25 protein-coding genes are annotated in these 19407 nt (G+C 27.8%); 23 read left to right on the top strand and 2 right to left on the bottom strand.

Going from position 1 to position 19407, the window contains the following annotated elements:
- Positions 1–7: 7 nt before the first annotated feature.
- Positions 8–1015, bottom strand: a complete 1008-nt coding sequence (locus tag MBSPM3_RS02125) for an ATP-binding cassette domain-containing protein (RefSeq protein ID WP_069028308.1) — start codon at positions 1013–1015, stop codon at positions 8–10.
- 325 nt (positions 1016–1340) lie between these two features.
- A complete protein-coding gene (locus MBSPM3_RS02120; protein ID WP_069028307.1) occupies positions 1341–4427 on the bottom strand; it encodes a hypothetical protein in 3087 nt (1028 codons plus the stop codon).
- A 529-nt stretch (positions 4428–4956) separates the two neighbouring features.
- Between MBSPM3_RS02120 and MBSPM3_RS03220 the strand changes: the two genes are divergently transcribed.
- The 23 genes from MBSPM3_RS03220 (at position 4957) to rplR (ending at position 19402) form a co-directional block, all read left to right on the top strand.
- Positions 4957–5199 carry a hypothetical protein gene (locus MBSPM3_RS03220; protein WP_069028306.1) on the top strand — a complete coding sequence of 81 codons (243 nt, stop codon included), beginning with the start codon at positions 4957–4959 and terminating at the stop codon, positions 5197–5199.
- The gene (locus MBSPM3_RS03215) at positions 5189–5671 is read left to right on the top strand and encodes a DUF2963 domain-containing protein (RefSeq protein WP_232308827.1); all 483 of its coding nucleotides are present in this window, start codon (positions 5189–5191) and stop codon (positions 5669–5671) included. Before MBSPM3_RS03220 ends, MBSPM3_RS03215 begins: the two co-directional genes overlap by 11 nt.
- A 396-nt stretch (positions 5672–6067) precedes the next feature.
- Entirely contained in the window at positions 6068–7744 is a 1677-nt protein-coding gene (locus MBSPM3_RS02100; RefSeq protein ID WP_069028303.1) for an ATP-binding protein, read from the top strand.
- Positions 7745–9616: 1872 nt separating this feature from the next.
- The gene (gene rpmF, locus MBSPM3_RS02095) at positions 9617–9823 is read left to right on the top strand and encodes a 50S ribosomal protein L32 (protein ID WP_069028302.1); all 207 of its coding nucleotides are present in this window, start codon (positions 9617–9619) and stop codon (positions 9821–9823) included.
- Positions 9824–9993: 170 nt separating this feature from the next.
- Entirely contained in the window at positions 9994–10311 is a 318-nt protein-coding gene (locus MBSPM3_RS02090; protein WP_069028301.1) for a hypothetical protein, read from the top strand.
- Between the two features lie 732 nt (positions 10312–11043).
- Positions 11044–11367 carry a 30S ribosomal protein S10 gene (gene rpsJ, locus MBSPM3_RS02080; protein ID WP_069028299.1) on the top strand — a complete coding sequence of 108 codons (324 nt, stop codon included), beginning with the start codon at positions 11044–11046 and terminating at the stop codon, positions 11365–11367.
- Positions 11368–11562: 195 nt separating this feature from the next.
- A complete protein-coding gene (gene rplC, locus MBSPM3_RS02075) occupies positions 11563–12228 on the top strand; it encodes a 50S ribosomal protein L3 (protein ID WP_069028298.1) in 666 nt (221 codons plus the stop codon).
- Positions 12215–12838: a 50S ribosomal protein L4 gene (gene rplD / locus MBSPM3_RS02070; RefSeq protein WP_069028297.1), complete on the top strand. Its 624-nt coding sequence runs from the start codon at positions 12215–12217 to the stop codon at positions 12836–12838. Before rplC ends, rplD begins: the two co-directional genes overlap by 14 nt.
- Positions 12838–13128: a 50S ribosomal protein L23 gene (rplW, locus tag MBSPM3_RS02065; RefSeq protein WP_069028296.1), complete on the top strand. Its 291-nt coding sequence runs from the start codon at positions 12838–12840 to the stop codon at positions 13126–13128. Before rplD ends, rplW begins: the two co-directional genes overlap by 1 nt.
- A 59-nt stretch (positions 13129–13187) precedes the next feature.
- Positions 13188–14018, top strand: a complete 831-nt coding sequence (gene rplB / locus MBSPM3_RS02060; protein WP_069028295.1) for a 50S ribosomal protein L2 — start codon at positions 13188–13190, stop codon at positions 14016–14018.
- A 12-nt stretch (positions 14019–14030) separates the two neighbouring features.
- On the top strand, positions 14031–14312 hold the full coding sequence (gene rpsS / locus MBSPM3_RS02055; RefSeq protein WP_069028294.1) for a 30S ribosomal protein S19: 282 nt from the start codon (positions 14031–14033) through the stop codon (positions 14310–14312).
- Positions 14313–14332: 20 nt separating this feature from the next.
- Complete coding sequence (rplV, locus tag MBSPM3_RS02050) at positions 14333–14722, top strand: 50S ribosomal protein L22 (protein WP_024563686.1); 390 nt, start codon at positions 14333–14335, stop codon at positions 14720–14722.
- A complete protein-coding gene (rpsC, locus tag MBSPM3_RS02045; RefSeq protein WP_069028293.1) occupies positions 14706–15464 on the top strand; it encodes a 30S ribosomal protein S3 in 759 nt (252 codons plus the stop codon). The genes rplV and rpsC overlap by 17 nt, the downstream gene beginning before the upstream one ends.
- A complete protein-coding gene (gene rplP / locus MBSPM3_RS02040) occupies positions 15442–15864 on the top strand; it encodes a 50S ribosomal protein L16 (RefSeq protein WP_069028292.1) in 423 nt (140 codons plus the stop codon). Before rpsC ends, rplP begins: the two co-directional genes overlap by 23 nt.
- Positions 15861–16181 (top strand): 50S ribosomal protein L29, encoded by a 321-nt coding sequence (rpmC, locus tag MBSPM3_RS03360; RefSeq protein ID WP_069028291.1) that lies wholly within the window; start codon positions 15861–15863, stop codon positions 16179–16181. The genes rplP and rpmC overlap by 4 nt, the downstream gene beginning before the upstream one ends.
- Positions 16181–16444: a 30S ribosomal protein S17 gene (gene rpsQ / locus MBSPM3_RS02030; RefSeq protein WP_069028290.1), complete on the top strand. Its 264-nt coding sequence runs from the start codon at positions 16181–16183 to the stop codon at positions 16442–16444. The genes rpmC and rpsQ overlap by 1 nt, the downstream gene beginning before the upstream one ends.
- 12 nt (positions 16445–16456) lie before the next feature.
- Positions 16457–16819: a 50S ribosomal protein L14 gene (gene rplN, locus MBSPM3_RS02025; RefSeq protein WP_069028289.1), complete on the top strand. Its 363-nt coding sequence runs from the start codon at positions 16457–16459 to the stop codon at positions 16817–16819.
- Between the two features lie 12 nt (positions 16820–16831).
- On the top strand, positions 16832–17179 hold the full coding sequence (rplX, locus tag MBSPM3_RS02020) for a 50S ribosomal protein L24 (protein WP_069028288.1): 348 nt from the start codon (positions 16832–16834) through the stop codon (positions 17177–17179).
- 15 nt (positions 17180–17194) lie between these two features.
- Positions 17195–17740 carry a 50S ribosomal protein L5 gene (rplE, locus tag MBSPM3_RS02015; protein WP_069028287.1) on the top strand — a complete coding sequence of 182 codons (546 nt, stop codon included), beginning with the start codon at positions 17195–17197 and terminating at the stop codon, positions 17738–17740.
- A gap of 14 nt (positions 17741–17754) precedes the next feature.
- Positions 17755–18024, top strand: coding sequence for a 30S ribosomal protein S14 (rpsN, locus tag MBSPM3_RS02010; RefSeq protein ID WP_011160588.1), 270 nt, complete (start codon positions 17755–17757; stop codon positions 18022–18024).
- A gap of 21 nt (positions 18025–18045) precedes the next feature.
- Complete coding sequence (rpsH, locus tag MBSPM3_RS02005) at positions 18046–18438, top strand: 30S ribosomal protein S8 (RefSeq protein ID WP_069028286.1); 393 nt, start codon at positions 18046–18048, stop codon at positions 18436–18438.
- Positions 18439–18484: 46 nt separating this feature from the next.
- Entirely contained in the window at positions 18485–19039 is a 555-nt protein-coding gene (gene rplF, locus MBSPM3_RS02000; RefSeq protein WP_069028285.1) for a 50S ribosomal protein L6, read from the top strand.
- 9 nt (positions 19040–19048) lie between these two features.
- The gene (gene rplR, locus MBSPM3_RS01995) at positions 19049–19402 is read left to right on the top strand and encodes a 50S ribosomal protein L18 (protein WP_069028284.1); all 354 of its coding nucleotides are present in this window, start codon (positions 19049–19051) and stop codon (positions 19400–19402) included.
- The last annotated feature ends 5 nt before the right edge of the window (positions 19403–19407 follow it).

The following is a 19407-nucleotide window of genomic DNA, read 5'->3' as shown; positions in this document are numbered from 1 at the left end:
TACTCCTTTATATTTTAGTAACTTTATTTTTTAAAGTGCAAGAAATAAAATGATTAGGGGCTACTTGATACCAATCTAGGTCTTGTTTTTGAGTGTGAAATAAAAATCTAAATTTGTTAGTTTCGTAGGTGATTGGCATTTCTTCTAAAGCTTTATTTTGAGTTTTTAATTTAGGGATAGCATTTAGAAGTTGTTTGGTGTAGGGATGATAAGGTTTTTTAAAAAGGCTTTCTGAAGGTGCTATTTCAATTACTTTTCCTAAATGCATTACACAAATGCGGTCACTTAAAAAACGAGCAACTCCTAAATCATGAGTAATAAACAAGAAAGTTAGTTGGTAATCTTTTTTTAAATCATTTAAAAGGTTTAAAATTTGGGCTTGAATTGATACATCTAATGCTGATACTATTTCATCGCAAACAACAAATTTAGGTTTAATAATTAAAGCTCTTGCAATTGCAATTCTTTGTCTTTGTCCCCCTGAAAGTTGATGAGGATAAAGGTCATAAAGAGAAGTATCAATGCCACATTTTTTCATGATAGCTAGAATCATTGTTTGATATTTGGGGTCTTTTTTGCCTTTTGTCATTTTGTGGATTAAAAGTCCTTCGCCAATGATATCTGATATTTTGAGATGAGTGTTAAGAGAAGAAAAAGGATCTTGGAAAATAATTTGTAAATCTTTTCTTAAAAAGCGCTTTTCTTTATTACTTAAAGTAGTTAAATCAATTTCTTCAATGTCTTTTGTCTGTGTTTCCTTAGTTTTGGGGATTGTTTCTTTGTTATAAAAAACATTGCCTGAAGTAGGTTTTACAAGTTGTAGAAGAACTTGTCCTAAAGTTGATTTTCCTGAACCAGAGCCTCCAACTACGGCTAATGTTTCGCCTTTGAAAATGGATAAATTAATATTTTGGTTGGCTTTTAGTAAGGTATCTGGTTTTAAAAAGTTTTTTTTGATAGAAAAGTTTTTGGATAAGTTTTTAATTTCAATTAAAACTTGGTTTGAGGATGTCATTTTTGCCTCCTTTCTTAGTTTTTTGCTTCATTTTGTGAAAAATTTACTTTTTGCCTTAATCCTTAATTATTATTTTTTTGATAAATTATTATTTAAAATGTTTTTTTAAGAAATTAATATTTATCACAAAATAATAATTACTTTAATTATACACTAAAAAAAATAAAAATGCAAATAGATTTTAAATATTGTTGTAATAAATGATTTTTTGGGTGGTTTTGGTAAACTGTTTTATTCCTATATTTTTTAAGAAATTTGTTATTACATTTATTTATAAATTATAATTTCATTTTATAATATTTTATAATATCAATATTTTTTTGCTTTAAGAAATTTGTTTATCAAGGGCAATAGTTTTTTTGATTTGTTTGGTAATTTGTTTTTGGTGATGTTTTATTTTGAATTTTCCTTTTTGTTTTTGCCAAAAAAAAGACCATTTTAAAAAGATAGTTTTGAGTTTGGTTTCGAAATTAGTTAGTTTGATTTTAGTAAGTAAATTTTTTTTGGTTTTTTTGATTTGTTTTTCTATTTTGGTTATTTTTTTGTGATTAGCTTTTTGTTTGTGAGTAAATGATTGGGATATTTTTTCTTTTTGTTTGGTGAAATGTTTAAAGATTTGGTTGTTTTTTTGTTTGATGGCTATTTTTTTATGTTCGAAAAATAATTTGTCTTTTTTTTCAAAATTGAGGAGAGCTTCTTTTTTGAGGTTTGATAGTTTTTGGTGTAATTCTTTTTGTGTTTGTTGCCATGATAAATTAAGATTGATAAGAGCATCACTTAGATTTTCGTTTAATAATCCTAATTTTTCTTTCATTAAATTAGTTGTTTGGTTTAAACTTTTTTCTTTTGATTTAACTGTTTTAGTAATTTCTTGTAATAAAGATATTTGATTTTGTTTAAATGTTTTTTCCAAAGAAACATTAATAACATTTTTTATTAATTCATTTTGGTTGTAAAAAAATTTGTTAAGGTGTTTAGTTGTGTTAGTGGTATTTGTAGTTGTTTGAATTAATTTTTGTTCTTTTTTTATTTGTTCTTGGAGTAAAGTATTTAAACATTGATAAATGTTTTTTTGATAATTATTATAGAATAAAATATCTTGGATAACATTTGTGATTGTTTTTTGGCAAGCATTGAAAAAAGATTTGTTTGATATTTTGAAATTGATTAAAGGAGTAAGAGCAATGTTTTTGGAGGCAGGTTTTAAATAGTGCCATAAAGTTAAAAGTTTGGTTATTTTAAGTTTGATTTTGTTGATTTTTTTTTGGTGTTTGTTAGTTGTTTTTTCTAAAATATGTTGGTGTTTTTTGGTTGCTTTATCTTTTTTTGTGGTGAGGTTTTTGATAATTTTTTTATAAAGTTCTTTGTGAGTTTTGATTTGGTATAAAAGGGGATATAGTTCAGTTCCTTTTTGTTTGTATTTGTGGAAAAACCCTTGTATTCCTTTCTTTTTGTCAGTGTGTATTTTTTGATTAAGAAAGGTTAATTGTTTGTCATAAAAAGCTATTATTTTTTCGTTAAGATTAATTTCATTTTGTAGGGTAGTTTGGTTTAATTGGTGTTTTTTTTGTAAAAGATTAATTGTTTGATTAAATTGTTTTTGAATGATAGGAAATAAGTTAGTTTCAATTATAGTTTTTATTTGGTCTAAGATTATTTGTTCGATAAGACAAGTTTTAGTTTGATAATTACTTGTAAAAGTATTAATTTGTAATTGGATTTGTTGTAAAGTTTGTTCTAATAATGTGCTTTCTTTTTGCCAAGATGGATAAGTGTTGAGTAAATTATTTAAAGTTTGTAAAAGTTCTATATTTTGGGTTTGTAATAATAAATAGATGTCTTTTTGCATTAAGGTGATGTCTTGTAAAAAGAGATGTTTTTCTTTTTCTTGGGTAAGTTTGAAGGTTAGAAAATCATCTTTTTGAAATATTTTATTAAGTGTTAATTGGGTTTGGAAGTTGTTAATTTCTTTTTTTAAAGTAGTTATTTGTTCTAAATAATAATGTTGGATTTTGGTTTTTTCTAATTTTAGTTGTAGGGCAATACTTTTAGTTTTAAGGTCAAATTCTTGTTTTTTTGAAAAGAAATGATAATGATAATCTATTTGGTAATTGTTTTGTTTACGTTGTAAGGCTAAAAGAGTTTTTTGATAAGCAAAGAAAGTTTCTTGATAGTCTTTTTGATTATCAAAGATAGCTGTTTCTTGGAGATGTAAGTTAAGGACTGTTTTTATTTGTTCTTTGATACCGTTTATTTTTTGGGAGAATAAATAATTTGTTTTTTGGTGGATGAGATGATAAATTTTTTCTAAGGTTTGTTGGTAGATGTGTTTGTATTTGTTTTGTTTGTGGTATTCTAAATGCCACATATTAATTGCTTGTTGGTGTAAAAGATTGATGAGGTGATATTGTTGGCTCCATAAAGATTTTTGGTTTTGGTAAGAAAGGCAGTTTGTTTGTTGTTTGTAAAAAAGATCTTTTTTGGATGTTTCAATTTGGTAATTGGAAAGAATTGGTATATTTATAAAAGGAAAAGGTCTTATTTGAAGAAAAAAAGTTTGTATTTGTGCTTGGATGATAGTTTTTTCTTGTTGGTAAGCATCTTTTATGGTGTCTAGTTTTTTGTCGTTTATACTTAGTTTATTTTGGTATAGTTTGTGAGTTTTGGTAATGGTTTTTTGATAAGTTTGTTCTTTTGTAGTCTTTATTTGTTCTAAGATGCAAATTGATTTGCCTTTTTCTTTTTCTTGTAAATTAAGAGTTGTTTCTAGTTGTTTTAATAAATTGGTGTTTTTTTGATTGAGGTTAAAATCAGTATTATAAAAGTTTTGTTTCGATTCTTGGTTTTGTTTTTGGTTTTTGAGTTCTAATTTTTGTTTGTCTTTTTCAATTTGAATTAATAAATTATTAATGTTGTTATTTTTGTTGTTGAGATTAGTTATAAGAGTAGTTTCTTTGTGATTGTTTTTTTTAGTAATTTCCTTAAGTTCTTTTTGTAAGATTTCTTTTAATTGGAGGTTTTTATCGTTGTTTTTGTTTTTTTGATAAATAAGTTCTTGCGTTAAAAGAGTTTGGGTTTTTTGTTGTTGTGAGTTGTATTTTTGGAGGATTTTTTTTTTATGGGTTTGGAGTTTTTCTATTTGTGCGTAAATGTTTAATAATATGTGATGGTATTTTTCTTGTAATTGTTTTGTTTGGGCATTGTGCTTGTTATTTAGGGTTTGTAGTCTTTGATTTAATTGTTTGTTTTGGTTGTTTGTAATAATGTTTGGGGTTGTGTTTTTTTCTTGGATGTTTTTTAGGTTTGTGATATTATTTGTTAATTGGGATAAAAAAGGAGAGAAAAAATCGCTTGATAATGTTTTATTGCGTTTTAAGAATAAAGCCAAAAATCTATTATAATATGATGACATAAAATTTTTCCTTCAATCTAAATATTGATTAAACAATATAAAAACACTTAATTGTATTTTATTATTAATTTTTTTTGTAATTTTATATTATTTTAGTTTTTCAAAGAAATAAGTTCTAAATTATTTTATCATTTATCTTTATCATAACATAAACCAAATTAATTTGGGATGTAAAAAAGAATACTTAGCTTTTATATTTAGATCTTAAAAACAAAAAAACTATCCTGAAGGATAGTTTCTTTCATTATTTATATTATTTTTATTTTTTAAATAGTTTATTAATTTATTTTAAATATGGAAATAATTATTTCTTACGATAAGTTTTATACCAAGTTGTTTTTTTAGGATAGAGATATTTTTGGATTAAAGTTGGTTCATAGTAAAAAATATATAAATAGAAACCGAAGAAAGACGAGTATTATTTCAAAAAGATGTTTCTGAAAAAGCAAAAGATTTAAATAATCAAATACATGAAGAAAACCAAAAATTAAAAAATGAAAACGAAAAATTAAAAAGTGTTCCTTATGAATTGATAAGAGATAATGGAGATAAAGAGTATTATAGTTTAATTACTGGTAAATTAGGTAAAAAAATTGATAAAGATGATACAATTTGGGAATATCAACCTAATAATGGGATGTTATTAAAAACAACTGACAAATACCATAAAATTACTGAATATGATTCTAATGGCAAAAGAATTAAAGAAATTTTAAGAGATGGTGTTTGGATTGAATATAATCCTGTTAATGAAAAAAATAGTGAAACGTAAAAATATTGATGGTTTTATTGAAGAATTTGATGATAATGAAGAGAAATATAAAGAAATAGATAAAGACAATAATGTTAAATTTTTTAAAACAAAACTTTATCAATATCCTCCAAAAACAAATTATCGATATGATGGTACAATTAAATATATTAATTTATATTATCCAGATACAGGTAAATTAATGAAATCAACTTATTATACATTTGATAGTAAAACAATTGATCTTATTAAGGAATATAACCCTGAAGGCAAATTAATCAAAAAAACATTTTACAACTTAGATGGCAAAACAATTTTCTCTATTGAGGAATACAACCCCGAAGAAAAACTAATCAAAAGAACTAATTACTATGAAGATGGCAAAACTATTTCCTCTATTAGGGAATTCAACTTCGAAGGTGGAATAAAAAAAGAAACCTACTTCAACCCAAATGGCACAATTAAAGAAGAATTTTTTTTTAATTATGAATAAGAAAATAAATTAAGTCTAAAAGTATTCAAAGACGAGCAGAGCGAACTAGGCGTCCAGCTGAAGTACATCCAAATTAACTCTTACCCCCCTCTTATAAAGTCCCCTTTGGGGATTTAGGGGGTTTAAAAAACGAACCAACCGCCTTTGCGTGATAACGTAAAGGAGCAGTTTGGAGAGTCCATTTTTAAATGCTTTAAATAGAAAGGAGAACAAACAAATGCTACATTTAAATGATTTAACTATGAATAAAGAAGATGTTAGTTTATCTTTTCATGCTCTTAAAACATTTAATTCAATTAAAAGAGGTACTTTAATAAAGAACAAATTAAAGCTTTTGAGAATAATTTATTTTTTGTTAAGACTACTGATTTCGGTCAAGGTTGCTTTTCTAAGTTTATGTCTTTGCATTTATATCGTCTTATAAATTATATGCAAGAATCTCGTTTAAAAAAACTTATCAACCAAAAAATAGCTTTTATTCAACAAGAATTACAAGATTTAAATGAATCTAATGATTGGGATTATTTTTTTGATAATCAATATATTTTAACTAATTTTAATTATTTTTATAAATTGGCTAATATTATTTATGAAGAAAAAGAAATTCAAGAAAAAATAGAATTTATTAGATTACATATGAGACCTATGCCTGATAAATATTATTCATATTTAAGAAATAATCCTAAGAAAGTTAAAAAACTTTATCAATTTATTTGTTTAATGTGTACTGAAAATAAAAATGAATTAACATCAATTGATATTGAAAGTAAAGTTAAAGATATTATAAAAAATATTCGTCAAAGTAAAAATAATGCTCGTTATAAAGCTATTTATAATTTTGCTTCTGAAAAAGAAATTAGTTGGCTAACACTTACTTTGGCTCATCATAATAATGATGGTACTATTTCTAATGATGTTAAAGATTTAGATAAAGCTAAACAATTAGTTGTCAAATTTATTTCAAAATTACGTTATCAATATAAAAAATATTTAATTAAACAAAAATTAAAGAAACATATTGTTAATAAATATTTAACTAAATTTAAATATTTTTTTGCTTCTCAATTACAATTTAAAGGTGTTTGGCATTTTCATATTATGTTTAATATTGATTTATTAAGTATTTTCGGATACACTAATAAAATGATGTGTCAAAGAAAAGGAATAATAAATAATTCAGAATTTTTAGAATCACAAGAATATTACGTTGAAAATAAAGCTAAATATAATTCTAATAATGGTTGGTTTGAAAAAGAAAATAAAAATTTAATTATTCCTAATGTTTTTAAATTATGGGCTGATATTGTACGTGATAATTTACCTAATTTAAAATTATTAAATCCTCGTTCTCAAAATTTACAGATATTTTATAAAGGTAAATTAAATAATACTAAAAAAATTGAAATTAAGGAATGTAAACAATTAGCAACCATCATTAATAAAAATGTTGTTGAAATTACTTCTGAATATGTTAGTAAATATGATGCTGGTTTGAGTGAACGAGAAATTAAAAAATCCATTGCATTAAAGAAAAATTATTTAACTGGGAAAAAGTTATTTCAATTTTCTTATAATTGTCAAAAATTATCTATTACTAAAAATATCAAATATTTTCCATTTGATCTTCATTATGATGATTATAAAATAACTGGATTTTACTTATCAAATATTTTAAAATTTGGTAAAAATCATATTTTGTATGATTTATTAAGAAATAATGTTTTAAAAACAATTAATAAAAAAGCAGTAAAAGTTCCAGGAAAAGATTTTTCTGAGGATAAAAATATTACTTTTGAAGCGTTAGATTTTGATAAAAACCAAGATAAATATATGTTTGAATATAATTCAAATAAAGGTAAATTATCATGTTTTTATGGTACTATTTTTTATGCAAAAACTTTATTTAAAAATTTTTTAACTAGTAATACATATATTAATTTATGTAATAAATTAAATAAATTATTTAATTTGTCTAAATTATCAGTTTTAAAACCTTTAAATAATTATTTAGAAAATCAAAGAACTTTTACTTGTTTTAATCAATATATTAATCCTTATTTATCTTATCCTTAATAATAAAATATAACATTTATTCTGTTTAATCCAAATTATGTTATTAAAAAAAGAAAGATAAAGGTATATTTTAATTTTAATTGTGTTTTTGAAATTAAAAAAAACTCATTTAAATTTTTATTTTTCAATTAAATCTTTTTTAACTTTTACCCTTTTTTGATAAGGGTTTTTCTTGTAGATTTTTATTTTTTTACGTTTTATAAATATAAAAATATGTTATAATAATAATATAAATAATAAAAATTAGATATTTCTAAGAAAAAAGTAAATTTCAATTCAAATAATTTTAATCCTTTATTTTCTTAGTTATTATCAGAAATTATCACCTATCCCCCCTTGATAAGTATATTTTTTATCTAGGTCAACTCGAATTTCTCCATCAGGATATAAACAAATTGTACTTGGCTCGCATGTTCCTGTAGCAATTTCGAACGATATATTCCCATCTTTTATTCTATTTATTGTTTTTCTTTTGGTTAATGTTCCATTAAAATTAGGATTAATCTTTTCTTTAATATGTTTTATTACTTTGTCCAGGTGGGTATCCCAATCCCCTTCAATTTCTACAAGGTGTAATTTTGGTCCTTGTTGTTCTTATGTTGACTCTTCTTGTACTTGTGTTGTTGTTGTTTGTGCTTGTCTTTCTTTTTTTCTCAAACTTATTTTATACTTGTTTTATAATCATATCTTAATTTAATATTTGATTGAGATTTGGTAAAATGAGGGATAATAATAAATAATAAATAAAATAAATATTATAATAATTAAAAATAATAATTAAAAATAAAAGTTTTTTTTGTTATAAGTATTGGATAAAAACATTTTGGTTAATGCCTTTTTTTAGAAAATTGATAAATTTTTGGAAAAATATCCCCTTCTTTCTTTCTAAAATTTACGGTTTTTTAATTATTTAAGTTAATTATAAAGTATTCATTAGGTTTTTAGTTAGTTAAACCATCAAAAAAGATAAAGAGTTTAAGACATCAAAGACTATTAAATAATTAATAGCCTTTGAATTGATTATTTGATATTTATTTAAGTTAATGAAAGATTATAAAATAATGTTATTAAAGAGTAATTTATTCAATTTATACATGTTTGTTAATGGAAAGTGTTTTTTAGTATGTGTTAGTGTAATTTATTTTGGATTTAGCTGATTGAGCTTCTGTTAGTTTGTTATTTTCTGCAATTACATTACCATTTTCATCCACTACTTCATATTGCATAGTTAATTCAAAATCAGCAGTGTAGGTGTTATTTTCAACTAAACCATCAAGAGTTAATAATTCTACTTCTAATTGAACTTCTGCTGAAACAAATTTGTTATCTTTGGTAAGAGCAAATTTGGAGTCTTTGGTATATACTTCAAAATCATTGTTATCTTGTGTTTTAACTTTTACTCCAACTCTAAATTTGTCAGTTTTGTCTACGTCGTTAACTTTGAATGTTGGTAAAAATACTTTTAAGAACCATTTTTTAGTAGTTTCTTTGTTTTCAAAACCTTTTACGGAGGTGAAACATAAAAATGGGACTTCAACAAAATTAATTTATTAAAAAAACTCAAATTATTTTAGTTATATTGTTGTAATTTGACAAAATAATAATTAAAGTAGCAAATAAATAAGAAAAAAGTAAAAAAAACTCAAAATAGATTGACAAAATAGCTTTTTTAAGATAAAATAAACTTAGGTTTAAAATTAATTTTTGCACGCTTTGGCATGATTATTAATTTTTTAAGCTTGATTAAAGTGCTAATAATAATTTTTGGAAGTTATTAATTGGGTTTTGATTAACCTTTTATTTGTTAAAAGTTTTATTATTATTTACAATAAATGCTAAAAACAAAAAATTATAAAGAAAGGATTTGATAAAATGGCTGTTCCTTTTAGACGCACCGGAAAAACGGCAAAAAGAAAAAGACGTACTCATTATAAGTTAAGCAATCCTGCTTTAGTACTTTGCAAAGAAACTAATACTTTTACTTTGTCTCATAGAGTTACTAAAAATAGTGGTTATTACAAAGGAAAACTTATTTTGGAAAACAAACCTTCTAAATCTAAAAAAAAAACTGACAATTAATTTATCATTATTAGACAAATTATTTTGTTTAAATAATTTTTTTCTTAGATGACGATATTGTTTTTTTATTTGATATTATTTTAATTTATAGTTTTAATATTTTTTGGATTTATTTATTTTTTGATAGTTACTATTTAATTTATTTTAAAAGAATTATTTTATTTTTAAGTGTGTTTGGGTCTTATGTTGTTTTAGAAGCATCAAAAAAATATCAAGAAGCAGATACGGCATCATTTTCTAAAACTTATAATGATAATTCAACGAAATTTTACAAGGAGAATTCATATTCAGCTTCTTTGGTTAATGAAGAAGCTAAAAAATCTTATGATGCCAAATTAGAAAAACATAACGAAGATCAAAAAGCCCTCAAAGAAAAACAAGAAGTAACTAAAAAATACGTTTTCCTTTTTGTAGAGTTTTTCTTTGTATTGGCGTTAGTAGGATTTAATGGTCATTTCTGTTATTCTAAAGCTAAATCATTTAAATAATTATAAGTAAAAATATGTCTGATATTAAACAAAACATATCTTCTTTATTAAAAACATCAATTTTTTATTATTAAGTGTATTTGGAATGATTGTTACTTTTTTGATATATACGTTTTTTGAAAATCTAAATACTCAAAAAGTTTTACAACAATATCTAGATTCATTACAATCTAATACAAATATACTATCAAATTATAATTTATTATTACAACTTACTAAAAAACAAATGTATACAAGTTATTTAAGAGTTGTTATATTAGTTATTATTCGGGTTTTAATTATAATATTTATTGGTTATATGTGTTTTGCCAAAATTAACCCTTTTAAACAGTTTTTTAAATTTGTTAAAAAAGTTATCAATAAATATAAATATAAAAATGGACCTTTTCATTAAATAATTTTATCTTTTAATATAAAGATATTTGAATTAACTTATTGTATTTTTTAACAAACAAAATCCAAAATAAATAAATCTTTTCAACATTTTACTTATTTGAAACAGCTTTTTTTATTTTAAAAAACATTATTAATTACTTTTTTAACTTTTGTAATTAAAATGACTTGCAATAAAATCTTTTTTAAGGTATAATAAAAAAGCTTGCTTTAAATATTTTTTCTTTTAATCCAAAAAAACAAAACACCAATGTCAGTTGTCTAAGAAAAAAATTATTTAAGCAAAATATTTGTCTAATAGGCAATATTTTCAAACATTTCTAAAAAAGGAGAATATAAGTGAACAAAAAAGAAAAAGAAATTATCAAAATAATTCTAAGAGCCTACGACCATCATTTAATTGATCAAGCAGCTAAAAAAATTATTGATATTGTCACTAAAACAGGAGTAAATATTGAAGGTCCAATACCTCTTCCTACCAGAAAAGAAGTATTTACTGTTTTGCGTTCTCCTTTCGTTAACAAAGATTCAAGAGAACAATTTGAACGACGCACTCACAAACGTTTAATTCAAATTATCAATCCTAATAAAAAAACAATTGAATCTTTAATGCACATTAGTTTGCCACCTGCAATTGATATTTTGTTAAAAAAAAACCAATAGCAAAAGCAAAATTTAGGCACTATTTATTTTAATATGAATAAATATTTACTTTTTTATAACCATTTCATTTAAATCATTTCATTTGGTTAAATCACAATCACGATTGCAATTACAATTTCAATCAACTTTTGAAAATCACTTTAAAAAACTTTTTACAAACTTTAAACCCAAATTAAAAAAAGAAAGAGGAAGAACATGGCTCAAGGAATCTTAGGTAAAAAAATAGGAATGACTCAAGTTTTTAACGAACAAGGAGAATTAGTTCCAGTAACAATAGTAGATGTTGCACCTAACGTTGTTTTACAACAAAAAAACGTTGACCAAGACGGATATCAAGCTACTCAAATAGGTTTTTGCGACAAAAGAGAAAAAAACACTTCTAAACCTATGTTAGGACATTTTAAAAAAGCAACTACTGCCCCTAAGCGCTTCATTAAAGAAATTAATTTTAGTTCGGATGTCAATTCAAACCTAGCTAATTTAGCAGTAGGCGCCCTAATCACAAACGATTTATTTCAAGTAGGTGATTTAGTTGATGTAACAGGAACTTCCAAAGGTAAAGGTTTTGCTGGTTCTATTAAGAGACACAATCAAAGCAGAGGTCCTGAAAGTCACGGGTCTCGTTATCACCGTCGTCCAGGTTCAATGGGACCTATTAAAGGTAAATTAAAAGGTAAAAAACTACCAGGACACATGGGACACGAAACTGTTACTATCCAAAATTTAGCTATTCTTTCGGTTGATACTGAAAAAAACTTATTCTTAATAAAAGGCAATGTCCCAGGACCTAATAAAGGTTTTGTAATTATCAAATCTGCTGTAAAAAAATTGACAAAGGAGCAAACGCATGCCAAAAATTAATATTCTTAATCAAAAAGGCGACTTCGTTTCTGAAAAGGTTTTAGCAACTACTGTTTTTGACATTAAACCTAATCAACAAGTTTTATATGACGTTGTAAATGCTCAAAGAGCTGCAATGCGTCAAGGCACACATGCTACCAAAACTCGCGCTTTAGTTGCTGGTGGAGGTAAAAAACCATGGAGACAAAAAGGAACTGGTCGTGCTCGTCATGGCTCTATTCGTTCTCCTTTATGGCGTGGTGGTGGAGTTACTTTTGGACCATCCCCAAGAGATTATTCTGTTAAAGTAAACCAAAAAGTACGTAGTCTGGCTCTAAAATCAGCTTTATCACTCCAAGCTAAAAATAATCAATTAGTAGTTGTAGACAACATTAATTTAGCAACTCATAAAACTAAAGATTTCCAACAAATGTTACAAAAATTAAACATCACTTCCAAATCCTTAATTGTAGTTACTCAAATGACAGAACAATTAGCTTTGGCTTCTCGCAATCTATCTTATATTACTTTAGAAACAGCTTCTCATGCAAGTGTTTATCAAATCCTTAATTGCAAACAATTAGTCCTAACTGCTGATGCTGTTAACTATTTTGAAGAGGTTTTAAAATAATGAATAAATACTATGATTTAGTTAAAGAACTAATCATTACTGAATTAACTAATAAATTGATCGAAAGACAAAATAAATACACTTTTAAAGTTGCCAAAACAGCTAATAAAGTAGAAATTAAAAAAGCTTTAGAAAACATTTTTCAAGTAAAAGTTTTATCAGTTAACACTCTCAACGTTTTACCACAATTCAAAAGAAAAGGTAAATTCGAAGGCTATACTTCTGGTTATAAAAAAGCTATTTGTAAAGTAACTCCAGGACAAAAAATCGAAATCCTTGCTAACGAATAAACTCAAACCCAACCAAAACAACGATTAACGATTAAAAAAATACAAGGCAGGTATAAATTATGGCAATTAAAAAATATAAGCCTACTACAAATGGATGTCGTAATATGAGTGTTTCTGCTTTTTCAGAAATCACCACTCAAACTCCTGAAAAAAGATTATTGGTATCTCATAAAGACCAAGCCGGACGCAACAACCAAGGTAAAATTACAGTAAGACATCGTGGCGGCGGCGTTAAAAGGAAATACCGTTTAATTGATTTTAAAAGAAACAAAGATAACATTGTTGGCAAAGTAGCTACCATTGAATACGATCCAAACCGCAGTGCTAACATCGCTTTAATTCACTATGTAGACGGCGAAAAAAGATACATTCTTGCTCCTAAAGGACTTACAGTAGGAATGCAAATTGTCTCTGGTAAAGAAGCAGATATCAAAGTTGCCAATTGCCTTCCTTTAATGAATATTCCAGTAGGAACCACCGTTCATAACATTGAATTAAAACCAGGTAAAGGCGGACAAATTGCTCGTAGTGCTGGTTCTTTTTGTCAAATTATTAGTAGAGAAGACAAATACGTGCTATTACGTCTTCAATCAGGCGAAGTTCGCAAAGTTCTTGGAACTTGTCGTGCTACTATTGGAGAGATCGGCAACGAATCTTATAAACTAATTAATTACGGTAAAGCAGGCAAAAAACGTTTCTTAGGAATAAGACCAACAGTAAGAGGTTCTGCGATGAACCCGAACGATCATCCTCATGGTGGTGGTGAAGGTAGAGCTCCTATTGGACGCAAATCACCAATGACACCTTGGGGCAAAAAAGCTCGTGGGGTCAAAACTCGTGACCGTAAAAAAGCATCTAATGCTTTAATTATTAGACGTCGTACAAAATAAGGAGTTGTTAATATGCCACGTTCAGTTAAAAAAGGACCTATTGTTGCTAGCCATCTATTAGCAAAAATAGAAAAACAAAAAAACTTAAAAAACAAAAAAGTGATCCAAACTTGGTCACGCAGTTCTACAATCACACCTATTTTTGTAGGACATAAAATCGCTGTTTATAACGGACGCGAACACATTCCAGTCTACATTACAGAAAACATGGTAGGACATAAGTTAGGTGAATTTTCCTCTACACGTACTTATCGCGGACACAACAAAAAAGACAAAAAAATGCAAAAAAAATAAAATAATGGGAAGGAATAACTATGGAAACCAAAAACGCCAAAGCGATTGCTAGAAAAGTTTCAATCGCCCCTCGAAAAGCACGTTTAGTTGTTGATTTAATTCGAGGAAAAAATATTGCACAAGCTCAAGCCATTTTAACTTTTACCCCTAAAGTAGCTGCTCCCGTTATTTTAAAACTTTTAAACAGTGCTGTTTCCAATGCTGTTAATAATTTAAAATTAAACCGCGAACAACTTTATGTTAAAGAAGTTTTTGTCAACGAAGGTTTGCGTTTAAAACGTATGTTTCCAAGAGCTAAAGGTTCTGGTGATATGATTAAAAAAAGAACCAGCCACATTACTTTAGTAATAACTTCTAGCACAAACTTGCAAACATCAAAGGAGGAAGAACAAAGTGGGTCAAAAAACTAACCCTAACGGCTTAAGATTAGGCATTATTAGAACTTGGGAATCTCAATGGTGTGTTAATGATAAAGAAATTCCTAATTTAATTAAAGAAGATTTTTTAATTCGTAAACTAATCAATAATTTTACTAAAAAAAGTGCTATCAGTCAAATTGACATTGAACGCCTAAAAGAAAAAAATAAAAACCGTATCACTATTTCTGTCCACACCGCTAAACCAGGCGTTATTATTGGAAAAGATGGCGATACACGCAACAAATTAGTTAACAAACTCAAAGAACTTACCCAAAAAGACGTTAATCTTAACGTGTTAGAAGTTAAAAACTCTGATAAAATCGCTTTATTAATTGCTCAAAATATGGCTGAACAACTAGAAAATCGTATGTTTTTCCGCCGTGTTCAAAAAATGGCAATCCAAAAAGCCCTAAAAGCTGGTGCCAAAGGAGTAAAAACTTTAATTTCTGGTCGTTTGGGCGGTGCTGAAATAGCTCGTAGCGAAGGACATGCCGAAGGCAGAGTTCCTCTACACACTCTAAGAGCAGACATCGATTACGCTGCTCTTGAAGCTCACACTACTTATGGAGTTTTAGGAATTAAAGTATGGATTTTCCACGGTGAAGTTTTACCAGGACAAACCATTCTAGACACTAGAAAACCGTTTACTTCCCAATCTTCTAACACTCCTAACAGACGCCCTCGCAATTTCAAAGGAGGCAACAATAATCATGTTAATGCCAAAAAGAACTAAATATCGTCGTCCTCACCGCGTTAGTTTTGAAGGCAAATCCAAAGGTAAAAACGTTATTGCCAACGGAAACCACGCTTTGGTTGCCAAAGAAGGTGCTTTTATCACTAACAAACAAATTGAAGCCGCTCGTATTGCAATAACACGTTACATGAAAAGAACAGGAAAAGTGTGGATCAACATTTTCCCACATCTATCCTTAACTAAAAAACCTTTAGAAGTAAGAATGGGTTCTGGTAAAGGTTCTCCTGAAGAATGGGTAGCTGTGGTAAAAACAGGTAAAGTTTTGTTCGAAGTTAAAGACACTACTAATTCTTCCAAAGTAGAAATGGAAGCTTTAAGACTTGCGTCTCACAAACTACCGATTAAAACTAAAATCGTTAAAAAAGGTGCTGAAGTATGAAAACTCAAGAAATTTTAAAATTAAATCCAGAAGAATTAGAAAACAAAGTAGACAAGTTAAAACAAGAACTGTTTGATTTGCGTTTTCAATTAGCTTTAGGCAAACTCACTAACACTGCCAAAATCAAAAAGCTTAAAAAAACCATTGCTCGCATCAAAACAATCCTAACCCAAAAAAGCAATCAACAAACAGCCACTACTCCAACTTTTGTCACTTCCACTGCCAAACCTGTTTTAGCAAATCAAAGCCCAACTCCACAACCAACTACCCCTGATTTAGATGACACTGTAGAAACTATCAAGGAGGAACAACAATAATGCAACGCAATTTTAGAAAAACTTTCGTAGGTAAAGTAGTTTCAGATAAAATGGATAAAACCATTACTGTTATTGTTGATATTTACAAAAAAGACCCTTTATATGGCAAAAGAGTGAAACAATCGAAAAAATTCCACGTCCATGATGAAAATCAAGAAGCCAAACCAGGCGATTTAGTTAATTTTATGGAAACAAGACCTCTTTCTAAAACTAAAAGATTTCGATTATTCAAAATTCTTTCCCATGCAAAGAGCGTAAAGTAAGGAGATTTTGAGATGATTCAACGAGAAAGTCGTTTAGTTGTAGTTGACAACAGCGGTGCTAAAGAAGTTTTAGTTATTGGTATTTTAGGAGGCACTCGTCGTAGTCATGTAAATATCGGAGATATTGTATTAGTAACTGTTAAATCAGGTTCTGGTACAGTTAAAAAACATGACGTTCTAAAAGCTGTCATTGTACGAACCAAAAAAGGTATAAGACGTAAAAATGGCTCTTACATTAAATTTGACGACAATGCTGTAGTACTTTTAAAAGAAGATTTAAATGTTATTGGCACCCGTATTTTTGGTCCAGTAGTTAGAGAATTGAGTGATAAGAAATTTTCCAAAATAGTTTCTTTAGCCCAATTAGTTTTGTAAGGAGACAACTCAATGCGTATTAAAGTAGGAGAAACAGTAGCTATTTTAGCTGGCAAAGATCGTTTTGTAACAGACGAATCAGGTAAAAAAATGACTAAAACAGGCAAAGTATTAAAAGTTTTTGCCAAAACTCAAAAAATTATTGTTGAAGGTGTCAACATCAAAACCAAACACCAACCCCCTTCCCAAAACGAAGAAAATGGCACCATCGTTAAACAAGAAGCTCCCATTCATGTTTCTAATGTAGCTTTAGTTTGCCCCCAAACACAAACTCCCACTAAAGTAGGAATTCGCATACAATCAGGTAAAAAAGTTCGTTATGCTAAAAAATCAAATCAAACATTAGACGAAAAAAATTAAGGAGGCTTTGCATCAATGTCAATGAAAAAAGAAAATACTCTAAACTATTCCAAAATCACTGCCACCTTAATGAAAACTTTTAATTATAAATCCGTTATGCAAGTCCCAAAAGTAGAAAAAGTTGTCATCAATATGGGCGTAGGCGATGCTATTTTTAATGTTAAAGTTTTGGATGATGTAGTAGAAGAATTAAAATTATTAAGCGGACAAAGCCCTGTTATCACTAAAGCCAAAAAAGCTATTTCTAATTTCAAATTACGTGAAGGCATGCCAATTGGAGCTAAAGTGACTTTAAGAGGAACCCGCAAAGAGGCGTTTTTATACAAACTAACTCGTTTAGTTTTCCCCCGCGTAAGAGATTTTAGAGGCATTTCTGGTAAATCTTTTGACGGCAGAGGTAATTACGCTCTAGGATTAAAAGAACAAATCGTTTTTCCAGAAATTAATATCGACAAAGTTAAAAAAATTCGTGGCATGGATATCATCATTGTAACTACTGCCAAAAATAACACTCAAGCCAAAAAGCTTTTAGAGCTTTATGGTATGCCGTTTAAAAATTAAAGGAATTATTACTTATGGCTAAAAAATCCAAAATCGTAAAAGATCAAAAACAAAGAGAGCTAGTTTTAAAATATGCCAAACTACGCTTAGAACTTAAAAAAAAAGCTGACTATGCTGGGTTGTCTCAAATTCCTGCCAAAGCATCACCTGTACGTTTAAAAAACAGAGATTCTATTGATGGGAGACCACGCGGATACATTCGTAAATTCGGCATTTCCCGCATTAATTTTAGGCAGTTAGCTCATCAAGGTAAATTACCTGGAGTCAGAAAAACTAGTTGGTAAAGGTAAAAAGGAGGCTCAAACATGGTTATGACAGACCCTATTGCAGATATGCTGACACGCATTCGTAATGCCAATCAAATGTCACATTTAAAAGTGTTAGTACCTGCTTCTAAGTTAAAATTAGAAATTTTAGCAGTTTTAAAAAAAGAAGGTTTTATTAAAGATTTTTATCTACCTCAGTCATCTCGCGAAATAATTATTAGTTTGAAATATGCTCCCAACAAAGAAAGAGTTATCAAAGGCTTAAAAAGAGTTTCCAAACCAGGACTTAGAGTTTATGCATCAGCAGAACAAATTCCTAAAGTGCTCAACGGTTTAGGAGTTGCTTTGGTTTCTACTTCTAAAGGAATTCTAACAGACGTTCAAGCTCGCCTTTCTCAAGTTGGTGGCGAAGTTTTAGCTTATATTTGGTAATTAATTGCCAAATCAAAAGTAGTTAAAGGAGATAAAGGAGAAAATTATGTCACGCGTAGGAAACAAAGCAATTGAAGTCCCTAATGCGGTTAAAGTTGATATCAAAGATAGAAATTTTATCTCAGTTGAAGGCCCTAAAGGCAAATTAGAATATCAATTCAATCACAGATTAACAATCACTAATGAAAACAAAGTCATCACAGTAAAACGCCCTAATGATGAAATTTTTATGAAAAAAATTCACGGCACCACTAGAGCCTTACTTTCCAATATGGTAGAAGGCGTAAGCAAAGGCTTTCAAAAAACCTTAAAAATTGTAGGGTTAGCTTATCGTGCTCAAATTAAAGATAAACAACTAATTTTATCTTTGGGTTTTTCTCATCCTGTAATCGTTGCCATTCCTGATAATCTAGAAGTGGTAGTTAACCAAAACACAGAAATTGTTATCAAAGGAATTGACAAACAACTTGTCGGCGAATTTGCTGCCAAAAATGTAAAACTACGTAAACCAGAACCTTACAAAGGTAAAGGAATCCGCTACGTAGGACAATACGTTAGACAAAAAGCTGGGAAAAGCGCTAAAAAAACAAGAAAGGACTAAAAATAAGTTATGATAAACAAACAATCCTCTAGCGTGCTTCGTAAAAAACGTCATCTTCGCCTTAGAAAAATTGTTTCAGGCACATCACAAAGACCACGTTTAAATGTTTTTAGATCTAATAAATTTCTTTATGTGCAAATAATTGATGACACCCAACAAACAACTCTATGCAGCGCTAATAGCAAAGAAGCCAATGTTTTGGGATCCAACATCAAAGCCGCTGAAGCAGTAGGCGCTCTTATCGCTAAAAAAGCCTTAGCCCAAGGCATTAAAAATGTTGTTTTTGATAGATCAGGGTATTTGTATCACGGCAAAATCAAAGCCTTAGCTGATGCTTGTCGTAAATCAGGCTTACAGTTTTAAAGGAG

The organism is Candidatus Phytoplasma zeae, from assembly GCF_001712875.1.
In the GTDB taxonomy this organism is placed as follows: domain Bacteria; phylum Bacillota_I; class Bacilli_A; order Acholeplasmatales; family Acholeplasmataceae; genus Phytoplasma; species Phytoplasma asteris.
The sequence above is the reverse complement of the archived record's forward strand: the minus strand, read 5'-3'. Positions and strand labels throughout refer to the sequence as shown.

Excerpts from the sequence above, each read along its gene's own strand:
- rpsS (WP_069028294.1), top strand. The coding sequence starts at position 14,031 with ATGCCACGTTCAGTTAAAAAAGGACCTATTGTTGCTAGCCATCTATTA.
- rplE (WP_069028287.1), top strand. The coding sequence starts at position 17,195 with ATGTCAATGAAAAAAGAAAATACTCTAAACTATTCCAAAATCACTGCC.
- rpmC (WP_069028291.1), top strand. The coding sequence starts at position 15,861 with ATGAAAACTCAAGAAATTTTAAAATTAAATCCAGAAGAATTAGAAAAC.
- MBSPM3_RS02100 (WP_069028303.1), top strand. The coding sequence starts at position 6,068 with ATGTCTTTGCATTTATATCGTCTTATAAATTATATGCAAGAATCTCGT.
- rplC (WP_069028298.1), top strand. The coding sequence starts at position 11,563 with ATGGCTCAAGGAATCTTAGGTAAAAAAATAGGAATGACTCAAGTTTTT.
- rplR (WP_069028284.1), top strand. The coding sequence starts at position 19,049 with ATGATAAACAAACAATCCTCTAGCGTGCTTCGTAAAAAACGTCATCTT.
- rplP (WP_069028292.1), top strand. The coding sequence starts at position 15,442 with ATGTTAATGCCAAAAAGAACTAAATATCGTCGTCCTCACCGCGTTAGT.
- rplF (WP_069028285.1), top strand. The coding sequence starts at position 18,485 with ATGTCACGCGTAGGAAACAAAGCAATTGAAGTCCCTAATGCGGTTAAA.
- rpsN (WP_011160588.1), top strand. The coding sequence starts at position 17,755 with ATGGCTAAAAAATCCAAAATCGTAAAAGATCAAAAACAAAGAGAGCTA.
- rplV (WP_024563686.1), top strand. The coding sequence starts at position 14,333 with ATGGAAACCAAAAACGCCAAAGCGATTGCTAGAAAAGTTTCAATCGCC.
- rplW (WP_069028296.1), top strand. The coding sequence starts at position 12,838 with ATGAATAAATACTATGATTTAGTTAAAGAACTAATCATTACTGAATTA.
- rpmF (WP_069028302.1), top strand. The coding sequence starts at position 9,617 with ATGGCTGTTCCTTTTAGACGCACCGGAAAAACGGCAAAAAGAAAAAGA.
- rpsH (WP_069028286.1), top strand. The coding sequence starts at position 18,046 with ATGGTTATGACAGACCCTATTGCAGATATGCTGACACGCATTCGTAAT.
- MBSPM3_RS02120 (WP_069028307.1), bottom strand. The coding sequence starts at position 4,427 with ATGTCATCATATTATAATAGATTTTTGGCTTTATTCTTAAAACGCAAT.
- rplN (WP_069028289.1), top strand. The coding sequence starts at position 16,457 with ATGATTCAACGAGAAAGTCGTTTAGTTGTAGTTGACAACAGCGGTGCT.
- MBSPM3_RS02125 (WP_069028308.1), bottom strand. The coding sequence starts at position 1,015 with ATGACATCCTCAAACCAAGTTTTAATTGAAATTAAAAACTTATCCAAA.
- rplD (WP_069028297.1), top strand. The coding sequence starts at position 12,215 with ATGCCAAAAATTAATATTCTTAATCAAAAAGGCGACTTCGTTTCTGAA.
- rplX (WP_069028288.1), top strand. The coding sequence starts at position 16,832 with ATGCGTATTAAAGTAGGAGAAACAGTAGCTATTTTAGCTGGCAAAGAT.
- rplB (WP_069028295.1), top strand. The coding sequence starts at position 13,188 with ATGGCAATTAAAAAATATAAGCCTACTACAAATGGATGTCGTAATATG.
- rpsQ (WP_069028290.1), top strand. The coding sequence starts at position 16,181 with ATGCAACGCAATTTTAGAAAAACTTTCGTAGGTAAAGTAGTTTCAGAT.